This is a genomic window from Leadbettera azotonutricia ZAS-9 (assembly GCF_000214355.1).
Classification (GTDB): domain Bacteria; phylum Spirochaetota; class Spirochaetia; order Treponematales; family Breznakiellaceae; genus Leadbettera; species Leadbettera azotonutricia.
This window is the reverse complement of the sequence record NC_015577.1, coordinates 296965-312408: the sequence shown is the minus strand read 5'-3', so window position 1 is coordinate 312408 and position 15444 is coordinate 296965. Positions and strand designations below refer to the sequence as shown.

General features: G+C 49.8%; 14 protein-coding genes. 5 read left to right on the top strand and 9 right to left on the bottom strand.

Annotated elements, in window-relative coordinates:
- The first annotated feature begins 48 nt into the window (after window positions 1-48).
- Genes aspS through TREAZ_RS01320 form a run of 3 tightly spaced genes read left to right on the top strand, consistent with a single transcriptional unit; the run spans window position 49 to window position 3037 of the window.
- The gene (gene aspS, locus TREAZ_RS01330) at window positions 49-1908 is read left to right on the top strand and encodes an aspartate--tRNA ligase (RefSeq protein WP_043922689.1); all 1860 of its coding nucleotides are present in this window, start codon (window positions 49-51) and stop codon (window positions 1906-1908) included.
- Window positions 1909-1910: 2 nt separating this feature from the next.
- Window positions 1911-2489 carry a chromate transporter gene (locus TREAZ_RS01325; protein WP_015709988.1) on the top strand — a complete coding sequence of 193 codons (579 nt, stop codon included), beginning with the start codon at window positions 1911-1913 and terminating at the stop codon, window positions 2487-2489.
- On the top strand, window positions 2486-3037 hold the full coding sequence (locus TREAZ_RS01320; protein ID WP_015709987.1) for a chromate transporter: 552 nt from the start codon (window positions 2486-2488) through the stop codon (window positions 3035-3037). The genes TREAZ_RS01325 and TREAZ_RS01320 overlap by 4 nt, the downstream gene beginning before the upstream one ends.
- A gap of 26 nt (window positions 3038-3063) precedes the next feature.
- Here the strand turns inward: TREAZ_RS01320 and TREAZ_RS01315 are convergent, their stop codons facing one another.
- Genes TREAZ_RS01315 through TREAZ_RS01300 form a run of 4 tightly spaced genes read right to left on the bottom strand, consistent with a single transcriptional unit; the run spans window position 3064 to window position 5916 of the window.
- Window positions 3064-3474 (bottom strand): acyl-CoA thioesterase, encoded by a 411-nt coding sequence (locus TREAZ_RS01315; RefSeq protein ID WP_015709986.1) that lies wholly within the window; start codon window positions 3472-3474, stop codon window positions 3064-3066.
- A gap of 12 nt (window positions 3475-3486) precedes the next feature.
- The gene (locus TREAZ_RS01310) at window positions 3487-4011 is read right to left on the bottom strand and encodes a 3-isopropylmalate dehydratase small subunit (RefSeq protein WP_015709985.1); all 525 of its coding nucleotides are present in this window, start codon (window positions 4009-4011) and stop codon (window positions 3487-3489) included.
- A gap of 12 nt (window positions 4012-4023) precedes the next feature.
- Window positions 4024-5307: a 3-isopropylmalate dehydratase large subunit gene (locus TREAZ_RS01305; protein ID WP_015709984.1), complete on the bottom strand. Its 1284-nt coding sequence runs from the start codon at window positions 5305-5307 to the stop codon at window positions 4024-4026.
- Window positions 5308-5349: 42 nt separating this feature from the next.
- On the bottom strand, window positions 5350-5916 hold the full coding sequence (locus TREAZ_RS01300; RefSeq protein WP_015709983.1) for a helix-turn-helix domain-containing protein: 567 nt from the start codon (window positions 5914-5916) through the stop codon (window positions 5350-5352).
- Between the two features lie 172 nt (window positions 5917-6088).
- Between TREAZ_RS01300 and TREAZ_RS01295 the strand changes: the two genes are divergently transcribed.
- Entirely contained in the window at window positions 6089-7324 is a 1236-nt protein-coding gene (locus TREAZ_RS01295; RefSeq protein ID WP_015709982.1) for an integrase catalytic domain-containing protein, read from the top strand.
- A gap of 91 nt (window positions 7325-7415) precedes the next feature.
- Here the strand turns inward: TREAZ_RS01295 and TREAZ_RS01290 are convergent, their stop codons facing one another.
- On the bottom strand, window positions 7416-11345 hold the full coding sequence (locus TREAZ_RS01290; RefSeq protein WP_015709981.1) for a transglutaminase domain-containing protein: 3930 nt from the start codon (window positions 11343-11345) through the stop codon (window positions 7416-7418).
- Window positions 11346-11403: 58 nt separating this feature from the next.
- Here TREAZ_RS01290 and TREAZ_RS01285 point away from each other — a divergent pair, with 58 nt between their 5' ends.
- On the top strand, window positions 11404-11628 hold the full coding sequence (locus TREAZ_RS01285; protein ID WP_015709980.1) for a hypothetical protein: 225 nt from the start codon (window positions 11404-11406) through the stop codon (window positions 11626-11628).
- Window positions 11629-11665: 37 nt separating this feature from the next.
- Here TREAZ_RS01285 and TREAZ_RS01280 read toward each other — a convergent pair whose 3' ends face one another.
- From TREAZ_RS01280 to TREAZ_RS01265, 4 genes are read right to left on the bottom strand one after another with little or no spacing between them, the layout of a single operon-like run.
- Complete coding sequence (locus TREAZ_RS01280) at window positions 11666-12241, bottom strand: RpiB/LacA/LacB family sugar-phosphate isomerase (protein ID WP_043923213.1); 576 nt, start codon at window positions 12239-12241, stop codon at window positions 11666-11668.
- A gap of 41 nt (window positions 12242-12282) precedes the next feature.
- A complete protein-coding gene (locus TREAZ_RS01275) occupies window positions 12283-13152 on the bottom strand; it encodes a carbohydrate ABC transporter permease (RefSeq protein ID WP_043922680.1) in 870 nt (289 codons plus the stop codon).
- 15 nt (window positions 13153-13167) lie between these two features.
- Window positions 13168-14064, bottom strand: coding sequence for a carbohydrate ABC transporter permease (locus TREAZ_RS01270; RefSeq protein ID WP_015709977.1), 897 nt, complete (start codon window positions 14062-14064; stop codon window positions 13168-13170).
- Window positions 14065-14095: 31 nt separating this feature from the next.
- Entirely contained in the window at window positions 14096-15340 is a 1245-nt protein-coding gene (locus TREAZ_RS01265) for an ABC transporter substrate-binding protein (RefSeq protein WP_015709976.1), read from the bottom strand.
- Between the last annotated feature and the right edge of the window lie 104 nt (window positions 15341-15444).

Here is a 15444-nt window from a genome sequence, read left to right as displayed (position 1 = left end):
CATATTGAATGATATGCCAACATTCTCTATAAATAATACATGGAAACAATGAAACGTACGGTAACCTGCGGGGCCCTTCGCAAGGCCGACGCAGGTAAAAAGGTTACCCTTAATGGCTGGGTACACCGCAAGCGGGAACACGGGGGCATCTCCTTTATCAACCTGAGGGATCGCTACGGCGTAACCCAGGTGGTGGTAGACGATGGCGCCCCTGCAGAGCTTGCGTCCCTGACTGCCGAACTGCGTAACGAATACTGCCTGGCTATAGAGGGCACGGTACGAGCCCGGCCCGATTCGATGATAAACCCCGAAATGGACACCGGCGAAATCGAAGTGGCGGCTGAAAAGATCGTCATTTTAAGCCGGGCCGAAGTACTGCCTTTCCAGATCGATGGGGAATCCGGAGCCAAGGAAGAACTGCGCCTCAAGTACCGCTATCTGGATCTCCGCACTGCTTCCATGCAGCGCAAAATCAAACTGCGGAGCGATGTCGCCTTTGCGGTCAGGGAATACCTTACTGCCGGGGGCTTCTACGAAATCGAGACCCCCACGTTTATACGTTCCACCCCCGAAGGGGCCAGGGATTACCTTGTGCCTTCGCGGCTCTATGCGGGGCAGTTTTACGCTCTGCCCCAGTCGCCCCAGCTCTACAAGCAGATCCTCATGGTGGCGGGCTTTGACAAATATTTTCAGATCGCCCGCTGTTACCGCGACGAGGACGCACGGGGCGACAGGCAGCCTGAATTCACCCAGATTGATATTGAAATGTCCTTTGTGGGCCGCGAAGATATTCTGAGTATGGTCGAGGGCCTTATGGGGCATATATTCAAAAAGACCCTGAACACCAGCCTCCCCGCTCAATTCAAGCGTTACAGTTATGACGAGGCCATGGAGCTTTTCGGCACCGACAAGCCCGACCTTCGCTTTGATATGAAAATGCAGGATTTTAGCCCCTATGTGGCGGGCGGCGAGTTCCAGGCTTTTAAGGATGCCCTTGCAGCGGGCGAAGCCGACAAGGCTGCCGCCGCTGCCAAAGGCATTACTATTTCAGGCGGCGGTGTTAAGGCCCTGGTAGTCCCCGGTAAGGGGGACTATTCCCGCAAGCAGATTGAAGAACTCGAAGCCCAGGCCAAGATCTACAAGGCCAAGGGCATGGCCTGGATGAAGGTAGGCGCAGGCATACTTGAAGGGGGAGTTTCAAAATTCTTCGCTTCCCAGGCCGCCGATATTATCAAAGGCCTTGGTGCAAAGCAGGGGGATCTTATCCTCATCGTGGCGGACAGTAAGCGCCGTATTGCAAACACCGCCCTGGGCGCAGTGCGCTCAAAACTGGGAAGGGATCTGGGACTCTGCGATCCCGCCAAATTTGAATTCGCCTGGATCGTGGACTTCCCCCTCTTTGAATTCAACGAAGATGAAAACCGCTGGGAAGCGGCTCACCACATGTTCTCCTATCCCCAGGGTAAGTACCACGCGACATTGGAACAGGACCCTGGTGCAGTAAAGGGCGACCTTTACGACCTGGTGCTTAACGGGTTTGAGCTTGCCTCGGGTTCCATAAGGATCCACGATCCTGATCTCCAGAAGAAAATCTTCAAAATCGTGGGCTTTGATCCTGCCGAGGCTGAGTCCAAGTTCGGCTTCCTCACCGAAGCTTTCAAATACGGCGCGCCTCCCCACGGAGGCATTGCCCCCGGACTTGACCGCCTGGTGATGCTCATGGCCGGGGAAACTTCCATCAGGGAGGTAATCGCCTTCCCGAAGAATTCCTTTGCCCAAAGTCCCCTGGACGACAGCCCCAATACGGTGAGCCAGGAGCAGCTTAACGAGCTCCACCTTTCCATAGTGCAACCGAAGGCTGGAACCCCCGCCGATCTCCACAGGAGCGAAGGTTCCCCTTCGGTATAACGTTGAAAGGATATTTAAGCGTATTCCTGGCATTTTTAAAATTGGGCTGCATAACCTTTGGGGGCGGCTATGCCATGATCCCCGTGGTTGACCGGGAGCTTATCAAAAAAAAGGGCTGGGTCACCATGGACGAGGTGATGGATTATTATACCATCGCCCAAATCACCCCGGGGATTATCGCCGTAAATCTCTCGACCTTTGTAGGATACAAGCAGAAGGGGCCTCTTGGCGGCATTCTGGCCACCCTTGGCTTTATTATTCCGGGAGTGACCCTTATCACGGCATTGGCCCTCTTTATCAGTAATTTCGCCGATATTCCGGCGGTGCAGCATGCCTTTACGGGCATACGCATTGCCGTGGGTGCTCTCATCCTGGATACGGTAATCAAAATGGTGAAAGGGGTCTTTAAGGATATTAAGGCTATTCTCATCTATGCCATTGCCTTTGCCCTCTCCGCAGTATGGAATGCTTCTCCCATGCTGATAGTGCTGGGCGCCGGCCTTGTGGGGCTTGCGGCATATCGGCCTAAAAAGACCGAGCCTCCTGAAAATACGCCTGCCGGCAAAGGAGACTCCCGGTGAAACTGCTCTTTCTCTTGGCAAATTTTAGCAGGATTGGACTGTTTGCCATAGGCGGCGGCCTTGCCACAGTGCCCTTCCTCTTTGAAATGGCAGACCGCTATGACTGGCTTACCCGCGAAAAGGTCGGGAATATGCTGGCGGTGGCCCAATCCCTGCCGGGGGCAATCGGGGTAAACCTTGCAGCCTACACGGGCTTTACCTATGCCGGCATTGCGGGGAGTTATATTGCGGCCCTGGGCCTCACTATTCCGTCTATTGTTATTATCATTATTGTGGCGAGAACTTTGCAGGCTTTTAAGGAAAGCGCAATAGTGAAAGCCGTTTTTTCAGGTTTCAGGCCTGCCGCTGCGGGGCTTCTTTCCGCTGCGGGCTTTGGGGCAATAGCATTGTCCCTCTATCACCCTGCGGCAGAGCTTTGGCATCAAATAATACGATGGAAGGAATCCTGCCTCTTTTTAGTACTTTTTGTGCTAATTTATAAATTCAAAAAGCATCCCATTATTTACATTATTGCCGCAGGAATCGCAGGAATAGTGTTAGGGCTTTAGATCTCTTTCATCAGCAATTCCGGGTATTAAACTTCCTCAATGCGGATAAAATGCTCTTCCAGTATTTTTCTTTTATCTTCCGGTATGGGAAAGCTTTTTTTGGTAATAAAATTAAAACACACCAATACTGCATGGCTTTTCACACAGCAGCGGCTGTCCTGCCAGATCTCATGGTAAATCGTAAAAGAAGAAGTGCCGATTTTGCTTATCCATGTTTTGATTTCTATTGCGGACTTAATGCCCATTTCCACAAGAAAATCAAAGTCCGTATGGGCTACAATGAGAGACAAGGTATCCAGGGATATATTCAGATCAGGGCTAAAAATTTTTAATACCGAAGTTCCGGCAAGTTCACACCAGGCTGCGGGGACTGTGTTGTTGATGTGCCCCAAAATATCCATATCCCCAAACCTGGGCTGAACTGTAATGCTAAACATAATACTTCTATTTTAGTACCGGGCGGCGGCAAATTCAACCCACCCGCCCGCCTCTACCAGGGCTTTCTCAAAACCCTGGAGCATAAAAGGAATGTTTTTTCCCTTGCCCCCGTTTACAAAGCTCAAAATCCCTTTTTCCATATCGAGCGAGAGAGATGCGCCGACTGTGCCGAATTCCCTGAAGATTTCGTCAATCACAGATTTTGGCAGCTCGGCAGCTATCATGCCGCAATTGTACATATTCTGTCTGAATATCCTTGCAAAACTTTCGCCAATAACAATATTGATGCCATTCGCTTCCAGGGCCCAGGGCGCATGTTCACGGGAGCTTCCGCAGCCGAAATTAGCCCTGGTAAGGATCGCGCCTTTTCCCTCTATATCCTTTTTAAGATCAAAACCAGGAAGTTTTAAATCTTCAAGCAGATTCGGCTTAAGGGCTTCCCGGGAATTTTCATTGAGGTATTTTGCAGGGATAATTTCATCAGTGTTGATGTCGCTGCGATCCAGGAATAATACTTGCCCGCCAAAATGTTTCATATACGGCTCCTTTTATAAAACAGTGATAACCCCGGCAATGGCTGCCGCCGCTGCCGATGCGGGGCTCATGAGATGAACCATGCCGCCCTTGCCCATGCGGCCGAAAAAGTTGCGGTTCGTTGTGGAAGCGCAGACCTCCCCTTCGGCAAGAACGCCATTGGACATGCCCAAGCAAGCGCCGCATGTGGCATTGGTAACACAAAAACCTGCGTCCATGAAAATCTGGACGAGCCCTTCCCTTAAAGCCTGATTATAAACTTCGGTAGTGGCCGGGGAAACAATGCCCCTTACGGTATCCGCGATTTTTTTGCCTCTGACTATAGCAGCCGCTTCCCTGAGATCTTCGATGCGGCCGTTGGTGCAGGAGCCAATGTAAACCTGATCAATTTTGGTACCCTTAAGCTGCCGTATTGTTCTAATCTGGTCAGGTTTGTAATCCACCGTTGCAAGGGGATCCAAGCTTGAGCAGTCAATATCGACAGACCCTGCATAAACAGCGTCATCATCGCTGCGCCATTTTGAAAAATCCGCCAGGGCGGCTTCTTTGGCCGCATACGTTTTATCCCCATCAGGGCCAACGAAAGGCCAGAGATAATCGACCGTAACCATGTCGGGCATGCAGACACCGCTTGTGGCACCTGCTTCAACTGCCATATTGCAAATAGTGAGCCGCCCTTCCATGGTGAGGGCTTCTGCTGCCGGTCCCCTGAATTCCATCACTTTATCTGTAGCGCCCGCGACACCGATTCTCCCGATTACTGCAAGTATGATGTCTTTTGCATAGACACCCTTTTTAAGCTTCCCTGTAAGATTGACTTTGAAAGTTTCAGGTTTGCGGAAGGCGCAGACCCCTTTGAGTATGCCCACTTCCAAATCCGTAGTGCCCACCCCTGCCGCAAATGCGCCGAAAGCACCGTGGGTGCAGGTATGGCTATCACCCATGATCACCGTAAAGCCGGGCCTTACAAAACCTTTTTCGGGGAAGATAGCATGGCAGACCCCATTGCGGCCTATATCGAAAAAGTCCTTGATCTTGTGGCGTCTTGCCCAGTCCCGCAGTATCTTCCCCTGCTCCGCAGTTTTGGAATCTTTCGCGGGCGTGACATGATCAATCACCGCTTTGATTTTGCCAGGATCAAAAACCTTGTCCATTTTCTTGGAAACAAGATCATTAATGGCTATCGGTGTGGTGATCTCATGGCAAAAAACCCGGTCAAGCTTAAGCACCCAGGTATCTCCAAAAGGCTTGTCCGTCACATGGGCTTCAAAAATTTTTTCAGCTAAGGTCTTTCCCATACTTCCGCTCCTTGAACCTTCGGTGGAGGTCCTCTTTTAAATTCAACTGCCAATCTCGCCCTTTGGAGGCGTGATAATCCAAATCAGCTTAAGCGTTTCCTTTCCCCCATTGGCCAGCACATGGGGGGCGTCAGCCCTGAAACTGGCAGAATCCCCCGGCTTAAGGCTGTAGGTTTTATTCCCCACAGTCAGCTCGGCCCTGCCGGATTCGACTATGCCCAGTTCCCAGCCCTTGTGGCCGTATTCAGTGCTGCCCGTCTTTGCCCCCACAGCCACAGCAATGGAATAGGCTTCGATGCCATCACGATTCTGGCCTTCAACCTGGGCCATCCTTTCGTAGAGCACCCCTGGTTTGGTGAATGAGGTCCTTTCCTTCTTTAGCACCACTTTAACGTCCCTGTCCCGCCTGAAATCCGCAAAAAGGTACTCCAAATCGATATCCAGAGCATCTGCCAGCGCCAAAAGGGTATCTATGGCCGGGGAAACCCGGTTCCTCTCGATTTGCGAAACCAGGCTCTCGCTGACCCCCGCCTTCTCGGCCACTTCCTTAAGGGTTATTTTCCGCCTTTCCCGGACAGCCCGTATCTTTTCGCCAAATTGGTACTTCATATATTCTCTTTAAGTATAATGCAATGACTTAAGTATAGTTAAAGTCAGGGAATTTGTCAATATATCGCGTTGCCTCATAAATAATCTAACCCAAAACAGGGAATGCCTCATAATAAAATTCTAACCCAAATTATGTAGCCTATATCCGGTAACAAGGGTACCGGAGGGCTCAATGGGGTTAACGATGAAAGAGAAACAGGCGCTTGCCAGAGAAATCAGCAAGCGGTATCGCAAAGCCGGGAAAAAGGGCAAGACCGCTATCCTGGACGAGTTTGTCCAGAACACAGGGTACAACCGGAAATACGCCCTGCACCTTTTGGCGAATTGGGGGAGAACGGAACTGGTCAGACTGGCCGGAAGGGTTGTTAAGCTCAAGGCCGATGCGTTTAAAAAACGAAAAGCAGGGGGAGGGCGGAAGCCGGTCTACCAGGCGGCAACGATAAAAGCCCTCAAACTGATTTGGGAGTTCTTTGATTACATGTGCGGGAAAAGGCTTTCCCCCTTCCTCCGGGAACAGATGCCTTTCCTCAATCCCTGCAAGGAGTTTGGCATCACCAAGGAGGTAAAGGCGCAGCTGCTTGCCATAAGCCCCGCCACCATCGACCGGAAGCTCAAGCCTGAACGGAAGAAGCTGGAATTAAAAGGACGGAGCGCCACACGGCCCGGCGGCCTCCTCAAGCACCAGATCCCCATCCGTGTCTTTTATGCCTGGGATGAGAGGAAACCGGGCTTTTTTGAGCTGGATACGGTGGTTCATGACGGCGGAAACGCCTCAGGCGAGTTCTGCTGTACCCTCAATGCCACCGATGTCTATTCAGGCTGGGTGGAGCTCCGCGCCCTCCTCAACAAGGCCCATCGCTGGGTTAAAGAGGAGGTGTCTCTCTTCCCCTCCCAGTTTCCCTTCCCCCTTTTGGGCATCGACAGCGATAACGGCGGGGAGTTCATTAATTACCAGCTCAAGGCATGGTGTGACGAACACCGCGTCCAGTTCACCCGCAGCCGTTCCTACCACAAGAACGACAACTGCTTCGTGGAGCAGAAAAACGACATGACCGTCCGCAGGACCGTGGGGTACTATCGCTATGACACCCTCCAGGCCAGAGACGCCCTGGCCGAGGTCTACCGCCATCTCTGTCCCCTGCTCAACTATTTTTACCCTTCAGAAAAAATAATCGCCAAGGAGCGGATAGGGGCCAGGGTCAAGAAGGTGTACGACAAACCCAAGTCGCCCTACAGGCGCCTCTTGGAATCCCCTGACCTTCCTGATACATTCAAGGACGAGCTTCGACGCAGGGCTGCCCGTCTCAATCCGGTCAAACAGAAACGCCTGGTCAACCATGCACTGATGGCTCTCTTCGAGCTTCAGAGCCAGAAGTCCCTTGCTGCTTCGGCTCTTGAAGATGTTTAGCCACGGTTAGATTTTTATTGTGAGGCAGCCGTTCCTTTCGGTTAGATTTTATTTTGAGGCATTACGTATATGCACGATCCAAAGATGATAATTAAAACCCGTTGAATACCCTGTCGCTTAATGCCCTGGAAAAAACAGCCCTGTCACTGCCCGAAAGGGATGGAAGGTTTATATTCCCACGGTATACAGAAGTGCCCCTGCCCCCATCATAGAGCTCACAGAATACGACACCTTCAATTCCGCTTTCGCCTGCCCTCATGGTCAGCACATAACGGGAGCCTGGGCTGTCATCCATGCCTGCTGCCTTTGCGGCCTTTTTCAATGCCCCTGCGGTTTTTTGGGACGCCCCTTCAATCTGAATTTCCACTGGCAGCCTCAACCCCTTTTGGCGCAGACTGCCCCGGTTCAGGGCAAAGGCCCGCTCGGCGGCATCCTGCTTTTCAAACCGGGGGCCCCGTAAGGCAAGCTCTGTATAAGCCTCGGTAATCATGTCCCGTTCCCATTGGGGATCAAACAGGCTGATGGTTTCGTACATGAGATCCCGGTTTTTAAGAAGCTCGCCTTCTTCCAAATCGTAGGCTGCGGCGGATTCGGGTATCAGGGCTTTCTCATAATCCCCTGCCAGACGGAGGTACGCCAGGGCACGGCGGGGATAGTGTTCAAAGGCATCGTAGTATTGGGTAAGGGCGTCGAGATGGGTTTCGGCTGCTTCGGTGTACTCGCCATAGGCTTTGCCCGAAAGGAGGCTGTACTTTTGGAAGAGGTGGCGGTGAACTTCGGCTTTGAACTTATACGAAACTACCCTGAAAATTTTGCGGAACCATTCTTTGAAATTGGCCGGAACCACAAAGGCCTCGGCTTTTTCAAGGCCCTGATACGTATTCCTGAGTATCTCATGGATGTCTTTTCTATAGCGTACCGGATCAATGCCATAATTGAGCATCCACGAAAGATCCCCTGCCCTGAGGCAATCCTCGGCATAGAGCCTGGCTTCTTCCAGGCGGCCCCCGATCTGGTACACCTGGGCAAGGTTCACTTTAGAGAGGGGGGAACTATCCATCTCGTAGGCTTCCTGGTATTCCTCAAGGGCTCTTGGCAGTGCCATACGGCGGAGGTAGAGCTCACCCTTGGCAAGGCGGCCCGAAGCGCGGTTAAGGGCTTCCAATGACGCATTGGTTCTGTCATAGGCCAGATCAAAATGATAGAAGCGGCTCTCCAAAATGGAGAGGTTATAATGGGCTACCGCCGCAAAGAGCCGGTCGCCAATGTTCTCGGCGCCCGCAATGGCCTCCTGGTACCAGTATTTTGCTTCAGGATAATTGAACATATCCGAATAGATAGTCCCCAGGGTCATGGAAAAATCAGCGTCAACGCCCATGCGCTCCATAGCTGAAATGAGAAGCGCCTCCCCTTCCTCTAGGCGGTGTATCTTGTAGTACATCCATCCCAGGTTGCCGATGGCCTCCCTGTTGTCCGGTTCGAGCATGAGGAGCTGTTCCAGACAAGCGGCAGAACTGGTATCCTCGTTGAGGTAAGCCGCTGTCCTTGAAAGTTGGAACAAGATGTCAGGATCCCAGGGGGCGAGTTTATCGGCTCTGGTGTATTCTTCCCAGGCTAGGCGGAAAAGCCGCCTCTGGTAATAAAGGTTGCCCAAGGCCCAGGGGAAGCGGAGATCCCCGGGGTAATATTTGGAGCCCATGCTATAAAGCTCGACAGCCCGTTCCCAATTCTCGGCATTCTGGGCATCAAGCGCAAAACTGTAAATATCATCCGGGTTTGCAGCAACATCCTGAGCCCTTGCCCTATCCCCTGCCAGGGAAAAAAGGACAATTAACAGTAATACTGCGAAACCATTGCCCGTACCGGCCTTTGAATTGCGCAGGGTCAATGCCAGGGGCGGCAGCAGCCAGGCCAAAACCCGCCTTCCGGGAGATACCGTATTATGATAAGCCCCTGCAAAGAGGTGGTAATTTTCCTCCATGAGTTTCCAGTCTTCAGGCATATAGTCCTGGGCAAAGCGGGCAGCAGCGTAGCTTTGGTATAGGGCATAAAACCCTGCAAAACGGCTGTCACTGGACTTTGCCCATTCCGCTTCAGCCCGGGAAGGAGGCTTCCTGAACCCTCCAAGGCTAAGACGCCTTTTGCAGTGAGCCCAGAGAAAGAGGGCTTTACGGCGGGGTCCGGAAGCCAAGAGCGAAAGCAAAAGAAAACCTGTGCGCAGCATTGCAAATAACAGTATTACTGCGAACAAAAGCAGGAAAGGGCCGGTGGTTTTGACAAATTTAAGCGTTTCCCTGCCCAAATTGGCAAGACCGTTCTTCCGATTTTCTTCGCCTTCCCCCTCCCTGGGTTTGAGGCGCGAATGGTTATCCAGGATTTCTTTCATCAAACGCTCGAAAATCTCTGGCGGAGTGCCTGAAGAAAAACGGAATTCCTCGCCCTCGGCCAATTCTTCCGCAGTAGGGTCGTATTCTATCCAGCCATAGCCGGGATACCAGACTTCTACCCAGGCGTGGGCCATATCAGCCCGCACAGGGTAATAATCAAAGGCATTGGTGTCAGGATCGATGAAAAAACCCGCAGCTGCCCTGCTGGGTATGCCCAGGGAACGGAGCATCAGGGTAAAAGCAAAGGCATAATAGGAACAATAGCCTTTTTTGACATCAAAAAGGAAATACTTCAGCTGATCCCCATCAGGCGCAATGCCGGGCTTTAAACTGTAACGGTAATCCCCGTACTTAAGCCAGTCGTAAAGAGCCTGTACCTGCTCCCAATAAGTATCCAGGCCCTGGGTAATTTCGCGCGCATAGGCTTCAATCTCTCCATCATCGCCGTATTCTGTGTAGAGCTTATAGTCTTCTTCGCTGAGACCTAAACTTGAAGCGGAAAAGAGCGCCTGGGGTACTGCATCGATGAGTTCAAAAGGCAGGGCTTCGCTGGTATGGCTTTTCACTGCATAGGCTGAACTAAAAGAAGAGGCATCCCAGGTTTCAAAGGGCACTACCTCCACAGGCTTATTCATGCCGATAAACGCGGAGGAATCAAAATTGACCAGATAATATTCCTGATCCGTCTCGCGGTAATCCTGAATTGTCTCGTTCTCTTCGAGTATCGTAGGGCGATCAGGCAGGCGCTGAGGGTGGGTCTTCTCATCAATAGCATCAAACCTGTAAAAGCCCTGCTTTTTATCATAGCCCGATAAGGTATAGCGCCTTAAAAGTATGTGAGTATCTTCAGCATCCTTTTTTACGATGAGCACCAGGTCATCATTAACGCTGATTTCTGTATCAAGCCTTAACACCTGGGAAAAATCAAAACGGAAAAGCTTGGGCTCCAAAAGCCCTCCGCCCCGTTCCGCAGCTTTTTCCTGCGAAGGCCTGATAAAGAGGGCCCCTCCCAAAATGACAAGGAGCAAAACTGCGCCTGCAGCCAGGACACCTTCTTTTTTGCTTAACTTGATTTCCGGCGGCAAGGAAAGCATAAAAGCCAGAATCTGCAAAAAAAAGACCCCTGCGAAAACAGCAATCATCAGCACAGGCCACCGGTAAGCCTCCATGGCAGCCGAGGGGGCTATGCTGAAAAGCACCAGGAAAAGGGTGTCCGCGGCGATAATATCGGCCCGGAGAAAAGCCCGGCTTCGCAAAGAAAAGAACGATGTTACAGCGATCCAGTAAAAAGGAAGGAGGGCTGCGAAATAATTCCTGTCGAGGTTGAGAAGCAGGGAATCGAGGATCAAAGCTGAAGAAAAATTTGGGGCCAGCCAGCGGGGCAGGGCAATGAAAAGCCGCGCTGCCCAGGGAACCAGGGCAATGGCAAGTATGCCCGCAACAGGCCGTGCGCCCTTCCAATAAAGGAAGATCGCAGCCCCCAAAGCACCAATTAAGGCGGCGGCAAACACCGGGGTATCGGAAAGATCTGCAGCCAAAAACCTGAGCTGCCAAAGCAGGATAAAAAGCGCCGCTGTACGTGGGACAAGAGCCAACACCCAGGGACAATTTTTTCTGATAGCGGCATTCTCCATTGCTTTAGAGTAGCATTAAGGTTATAGTATCTTCAATAACCAGCCCAGGAGGCACATTATGGCAGAACCGGCAAAAAGGGACCCCAAAGCCCCGACAACTCTCCAGATTAGCATCAAGGATTCAAATGGAAAGGAATGGACTACCATTATAGCCAGCTCCAAGGAATTTTCCACAGGCTCGGTAGGCTATTACGCTTCAGGGAAAGCCACCAACCCCGAAAGCGGCGAGCGCTATCAGTGCGGGTTAAGCTTTACGCTGATAGGGTCCAAGCCCGGAAAGTAGGCTTTTAGAGAAAATAATATCAGCCCATGGCGGGCTTTTACTTCGCCAGCACTCCGTATTTTGGCGAAGCCAGATCCACTTCGCCCAGCTTTTTTACCTCAAAGCCGTTCTTTTTGAATTCGTTGTAGTCAAAGGCTTCAAGTTCATCAATGGCGAGTTTGTGGAATTCGTAAAAATTCTCCCAGTCTTCATAGCCACTGCCCAAATTGTGCTCAAGAAAGGCATCGGCAATATCCATGCCCATCTGGGGGGCCACATAAAATGCGCCCATGGCCAGGACATTTACACCGTTCCCTGTAATTGCCCGCAGGGCTGCGGGTACGCTTTCTACCACCCCGCAATGCACATGGGGGCATTTGCTTGCGGCGATATGGATACCCATGCCGGTGCCGCAGAAAATCAAGGCCCGCTCGAATTCGCCTTCGGCAATTCTGGCGCCGACTTTTAGTCCTATGCGGTGAAACATCTCGGGATCTTTTTCGTCTTTTGCTTTAACCCCGATGTCGGTAACATTCCAACCCTTGGCTTTAAGATGACTCACGACCGCTTCCTTGAGTGGGAATCCCGCGAAATCCGCGCCAACCAAAACATGTTTGTCTTTTACTGTTTTCACTTTGCTGCCTTCATGTCCTTTATTGGGAAAAATAATCAAATTTATTCTTTTATGGCTCCGCTAGTAAGACCCGCGACCATTTGGTTTGAGAACAGGAAGTAAAGAATTATAACAGGTATCAGGGTAATCACGACTGCCGCCATTGATTCACTCATATATTTCGCAAATTGCCCCACATACTGGTAAATAGCAAGGGTTAATGTTTTTGTCGCACGGCTCCCGAGCAAAACCATGGGCATATAAAAATCGTTCCACTGTATTACCCCAGTGATCAACGCCATTGAGAGTAGTACCGGCTTTGATACGGGCATGACAATCCTGAAGAAAATCTTAAAATCCCCTGCACCGTCCAGGCGGGCCGACTCTTCCAGAGCCCTTGGGACGGTATGGAAGAATTTTTGAAAAACCAGGCAGCTCATGGATATACTAGAAATATACACAAGTATCAGCCCCAAAAGATTATTGAGCAAATGCAGATTCTTCAAAATCAAGAATACCGGCAGAATACTTACCTGTACCGGTATCATCATACCTAAAAACAAATAACTGGTAAGAAATGCCTTCCCCTTAAAATCGTAGCGTGCAATACCATAGGCCGTTAACGAGGAAAGAAAAATACAGCCCCCTGTTCCTACCAGCGTAAGTATCAGGCTGTTTCTGAAATAAGACAGAAAATCATCATCAAACAGTACCGCTTTGTAACTGTCAAGTGAAAACACCTTGGGAAATCCTGTAAAATTTGTGACCAAATCCGTTTTTGTCTTAAAGGAATCAAGGAGAGTCATTGCAACTACAAAGAGAATTAAGGTGGTATAAATTATTAATATGATGGAGAGGATAGTTCTAACGGTTTTGGCAAAGGGGGATAAAATCTCCATCCCACTCTGCTGCACCTTTATATGGCTTTTCATATCAATCTTCTCCCATCAGTTTTCATACTCAAACATAGACAACAATTTATTCTGCAAAAATGTTATCAGCATCATTACAATAAACATTGCCGCACAAATGGAGGCTCCGAATCCAAGGTCCGATCTTCCCTGCATGGCGGTTCCAAATGTATACCGGTAAAACACAATATTCACAAAGTCCAGCGATCCTGATACCCCGCCGTTCGAGCCACCTAAGATAAAGGGCAGGTCAAAGAGCGCAAGAGCCCAAATGGTACTCATGGTGATAATTGACGCACAGGCGGGCAATGATAGGGGCAGAAAAATATAGAAAAAGCGATGCCATTCTTTACAACCATCAATCCTGCATGCGTCCATTATATCCTGGGAAATATCCAGCATATTGGAATAAAAGATCATAATACCCGAACCTGCTCCCTGCCAAAGGATAAGGAAGACCAATAACTTGAATGACCAGCGGGTATCGCCGAACCACGCTCCACCTGCGAACCCCATGGATTCCAATATGCTGTTTAATATTCCGATGTTCGGGTTAAAGATCAGGGTAGCAAAGAAGCTGATAATTGTCAAACTGACAACATAGGGCAAAAAGATCATAAACTTTATATACCGGTACGCAGGGATCCTGATAAACAGAAGATATGCGACAATATATTGAAAAGGCGTTATGATAAACCACATACACAATAAATATTTTAGATTGTTCAGCAAGGCGTGGAAAACTGTCGGTGCTACCCGCTCATTGGTGAATAGGGTTATAAAATTATTTATACCGATAAAATTCATTGGCCCCAGCCCTGACCATTCAAACAGGCTTAAATACAAAACATAGAAAATTGGAAAAACCACAAAAATCGTATAAAGAACGAATCCCGGAGTTATAAATAAAATATGTGTTTTTGGTTTCTTCATAATAAGTTAATTAAACTCCGGGAAGACAATTTTAGTTCATTTCTGCCGCAATTCTTTTCAAAAAATCGGCAACGCTTAGATCCTTTGAAAAGACCCTGGTAATATCCTGGTCATAAATGTTAGCCGCCTGGCCACCCCTGGAAAAATTGTTCAAAACAGACTGCCAAGATGTATAGATATTGCCCTTACTGCTCTTAGAAATCGCATCTGCGATTGCTGTTGATGCTTGGATTTGGGGAATAGCGGATAAACCACCTTGTGACCTCACCCATATTGTCTGCGCCTCTAGGGATGCACAATAGTCAGCAAAAAGCAGTGCTGCGTCCATGTTCTTTGAATTTGAGCTTACAGAGAAACCGCTTGCCGGTGTCCCTACAAGGCCGGTTGTGCCATCTGCTGCAGGGACAGAAAAGGCGCTGTAATTCAGGGCGGGGTTATTGGAACTGATTGTCGCAGCCTCCCAGGAACCCGCAATATTCATGGCAGCCTTTCCGGTTGTAAAAGCCAATATTTGGGCATTATTGTCGGTTACCCCGAGCCAGTTCGCGCCATAATACCCCTTGTCCCCCCACTCAAGCATCTTGGCAAGGACATCGCCCACCGGTTTGCCCGTTGCGGATACAGAATAATTGTCCAAACCTCTTGTATACACAGGATCAAAGCCAGACAGGATGGGCTCAAAAGCAAAAAGTAATGCCCAAGAATCATTGGGGGAGAGCGAAATGGGGATAATCCCTGCGTCTTTGATTTTGCCAAGCAGTGCCTCAAATTCGGCAAAAGTCGCGGGTACTGTCCATCCATGCTGCTTAAACATATCCACGTTGTAGTAAACCGCCCGGGTATCCATGGTCAGCCAGGGGATAGAATACAACTTTCCATCAATGACAGAAATTGCTACACCCGAGGGTGGCATGACGGAAAAGTCTACCTTCCCATCCAGCGCAACCACTGCGTTGTTCTTAACATAATCCGCTAGATACGTGGTTTTGTTCCCATGGGTCCAGAAAAGATCGGGTGCTTCTCTGGACTGTATGGCCGTATTCAGGACGCTGTAATAATCGGTCGACTTAATTTCATACTCGACAGTAATAGTGGGATTTTTTTTATTAAATCCCGCAATCACTTGTTTGAGGCTATCCTCAAACTGGGTTCCGTGTTCCCATACGGTGATTTTTGTTTTTCCAGGCGCACTACTCTGGCCTCCCGCAAACACAGGCAAAAGCGAAACTCCCAGCAGCACCAGGGCGATAAGCCCTGCCTTCATAGTCTTCTTCATTATAATTCCTCCAAAAATACATATTTTTACAGGCATACGCCTGTATTTATAAAGATACAACAAAAATATTTTAGTAAAAATATTTATTACCTAATATAAAGATA

What these genes read in the sequence shown, in the direction of transcription:
- aspS (WP_043922689.1), top strand. Translation starts at nt 49, where the DNA reads ATGAAACGTACGGTAACCTGCGGGGCCCTTCGCAAGGCCGACGCAGGT.
- TREAZ_RS01315 (WP_015709986.1), bottom strand. Translation starts at nt 3,474, where the DNA reads ATGTTTAGCATTACAGTTCAGCCCAGGTTTGGGGATATGGATATTTTG.
- TREAZ_RS01310 (WP_015709985.1), bottom strand. Translation starts at nt 4,011, where the DNA reads ATGAAACATTTTGGCGGGCAAGTATTATTCCTGGATCGCAGCGACATC.
- TREAZ_RS01305 (WP_015709984.1), bottom strand. Translation starts at nt 5,307, where the DNA reads ATGGGAAAGACCTTAGCTGAAAAAATTTTTGAAGCCCATGTGACGGAC.
- TREAZ_RS01300 (WP_015709983.1), bottom strand. Translation starts at nt 5,916, where the DNA reads ATGAAGTACCAATTTGGCGAAAAGATACGGGCTGTCCGGGAAAGGCGG.
- TREAZ_RS01295 (WP_015709982.1), top strand. Translation starts at nt 6,089, where the DNA reads ATGGGGTTAACGATGAAAGAGAAACAGGCGCTTGCCAGAGAAATCAGC.
- TREAZ_RS01290 (WP_015709981.1), bottom strand. Translation starts at nt 11,345, where the DNA reads ATGGAGAATGCCGCTATCAGAAAAAATTGTCCCTGGGTGTTGGCTCTT.
- TREAZ_RS01285 (WP_015709980.1), top strand. Translation starts at nt 11,404, where the DNA reads ATGGCAGAACCGGCAAAAAGGGACCCCAAAGCCCCGACAACTCTCCAG.
- TREAZ_RS01275 (WP_043922680.1), bottom strand. Translation starts at nt 13,152, where the DNA reads ATGAAAAGCCATATAAAGGTGCAGCAGAGTGGGATGGAGATTTTATCC.
- TREAZ_RS01270 (WP_015709977.1), bottom strand. Translation starts at nt 14,064, where the DNA reads ATGAAGAAACCAAAAACACATATTTTATTTATAACTCCGGGATTCGTT.
- TREAZ_RS01265 (WP_015709976.1), bottom strand. Translation starts at nt 15,340, where the DNA reads ATGAAGAAGACTATGAAGGCAGGGCTTATCGCCCTGGTGCTGCTGGGA.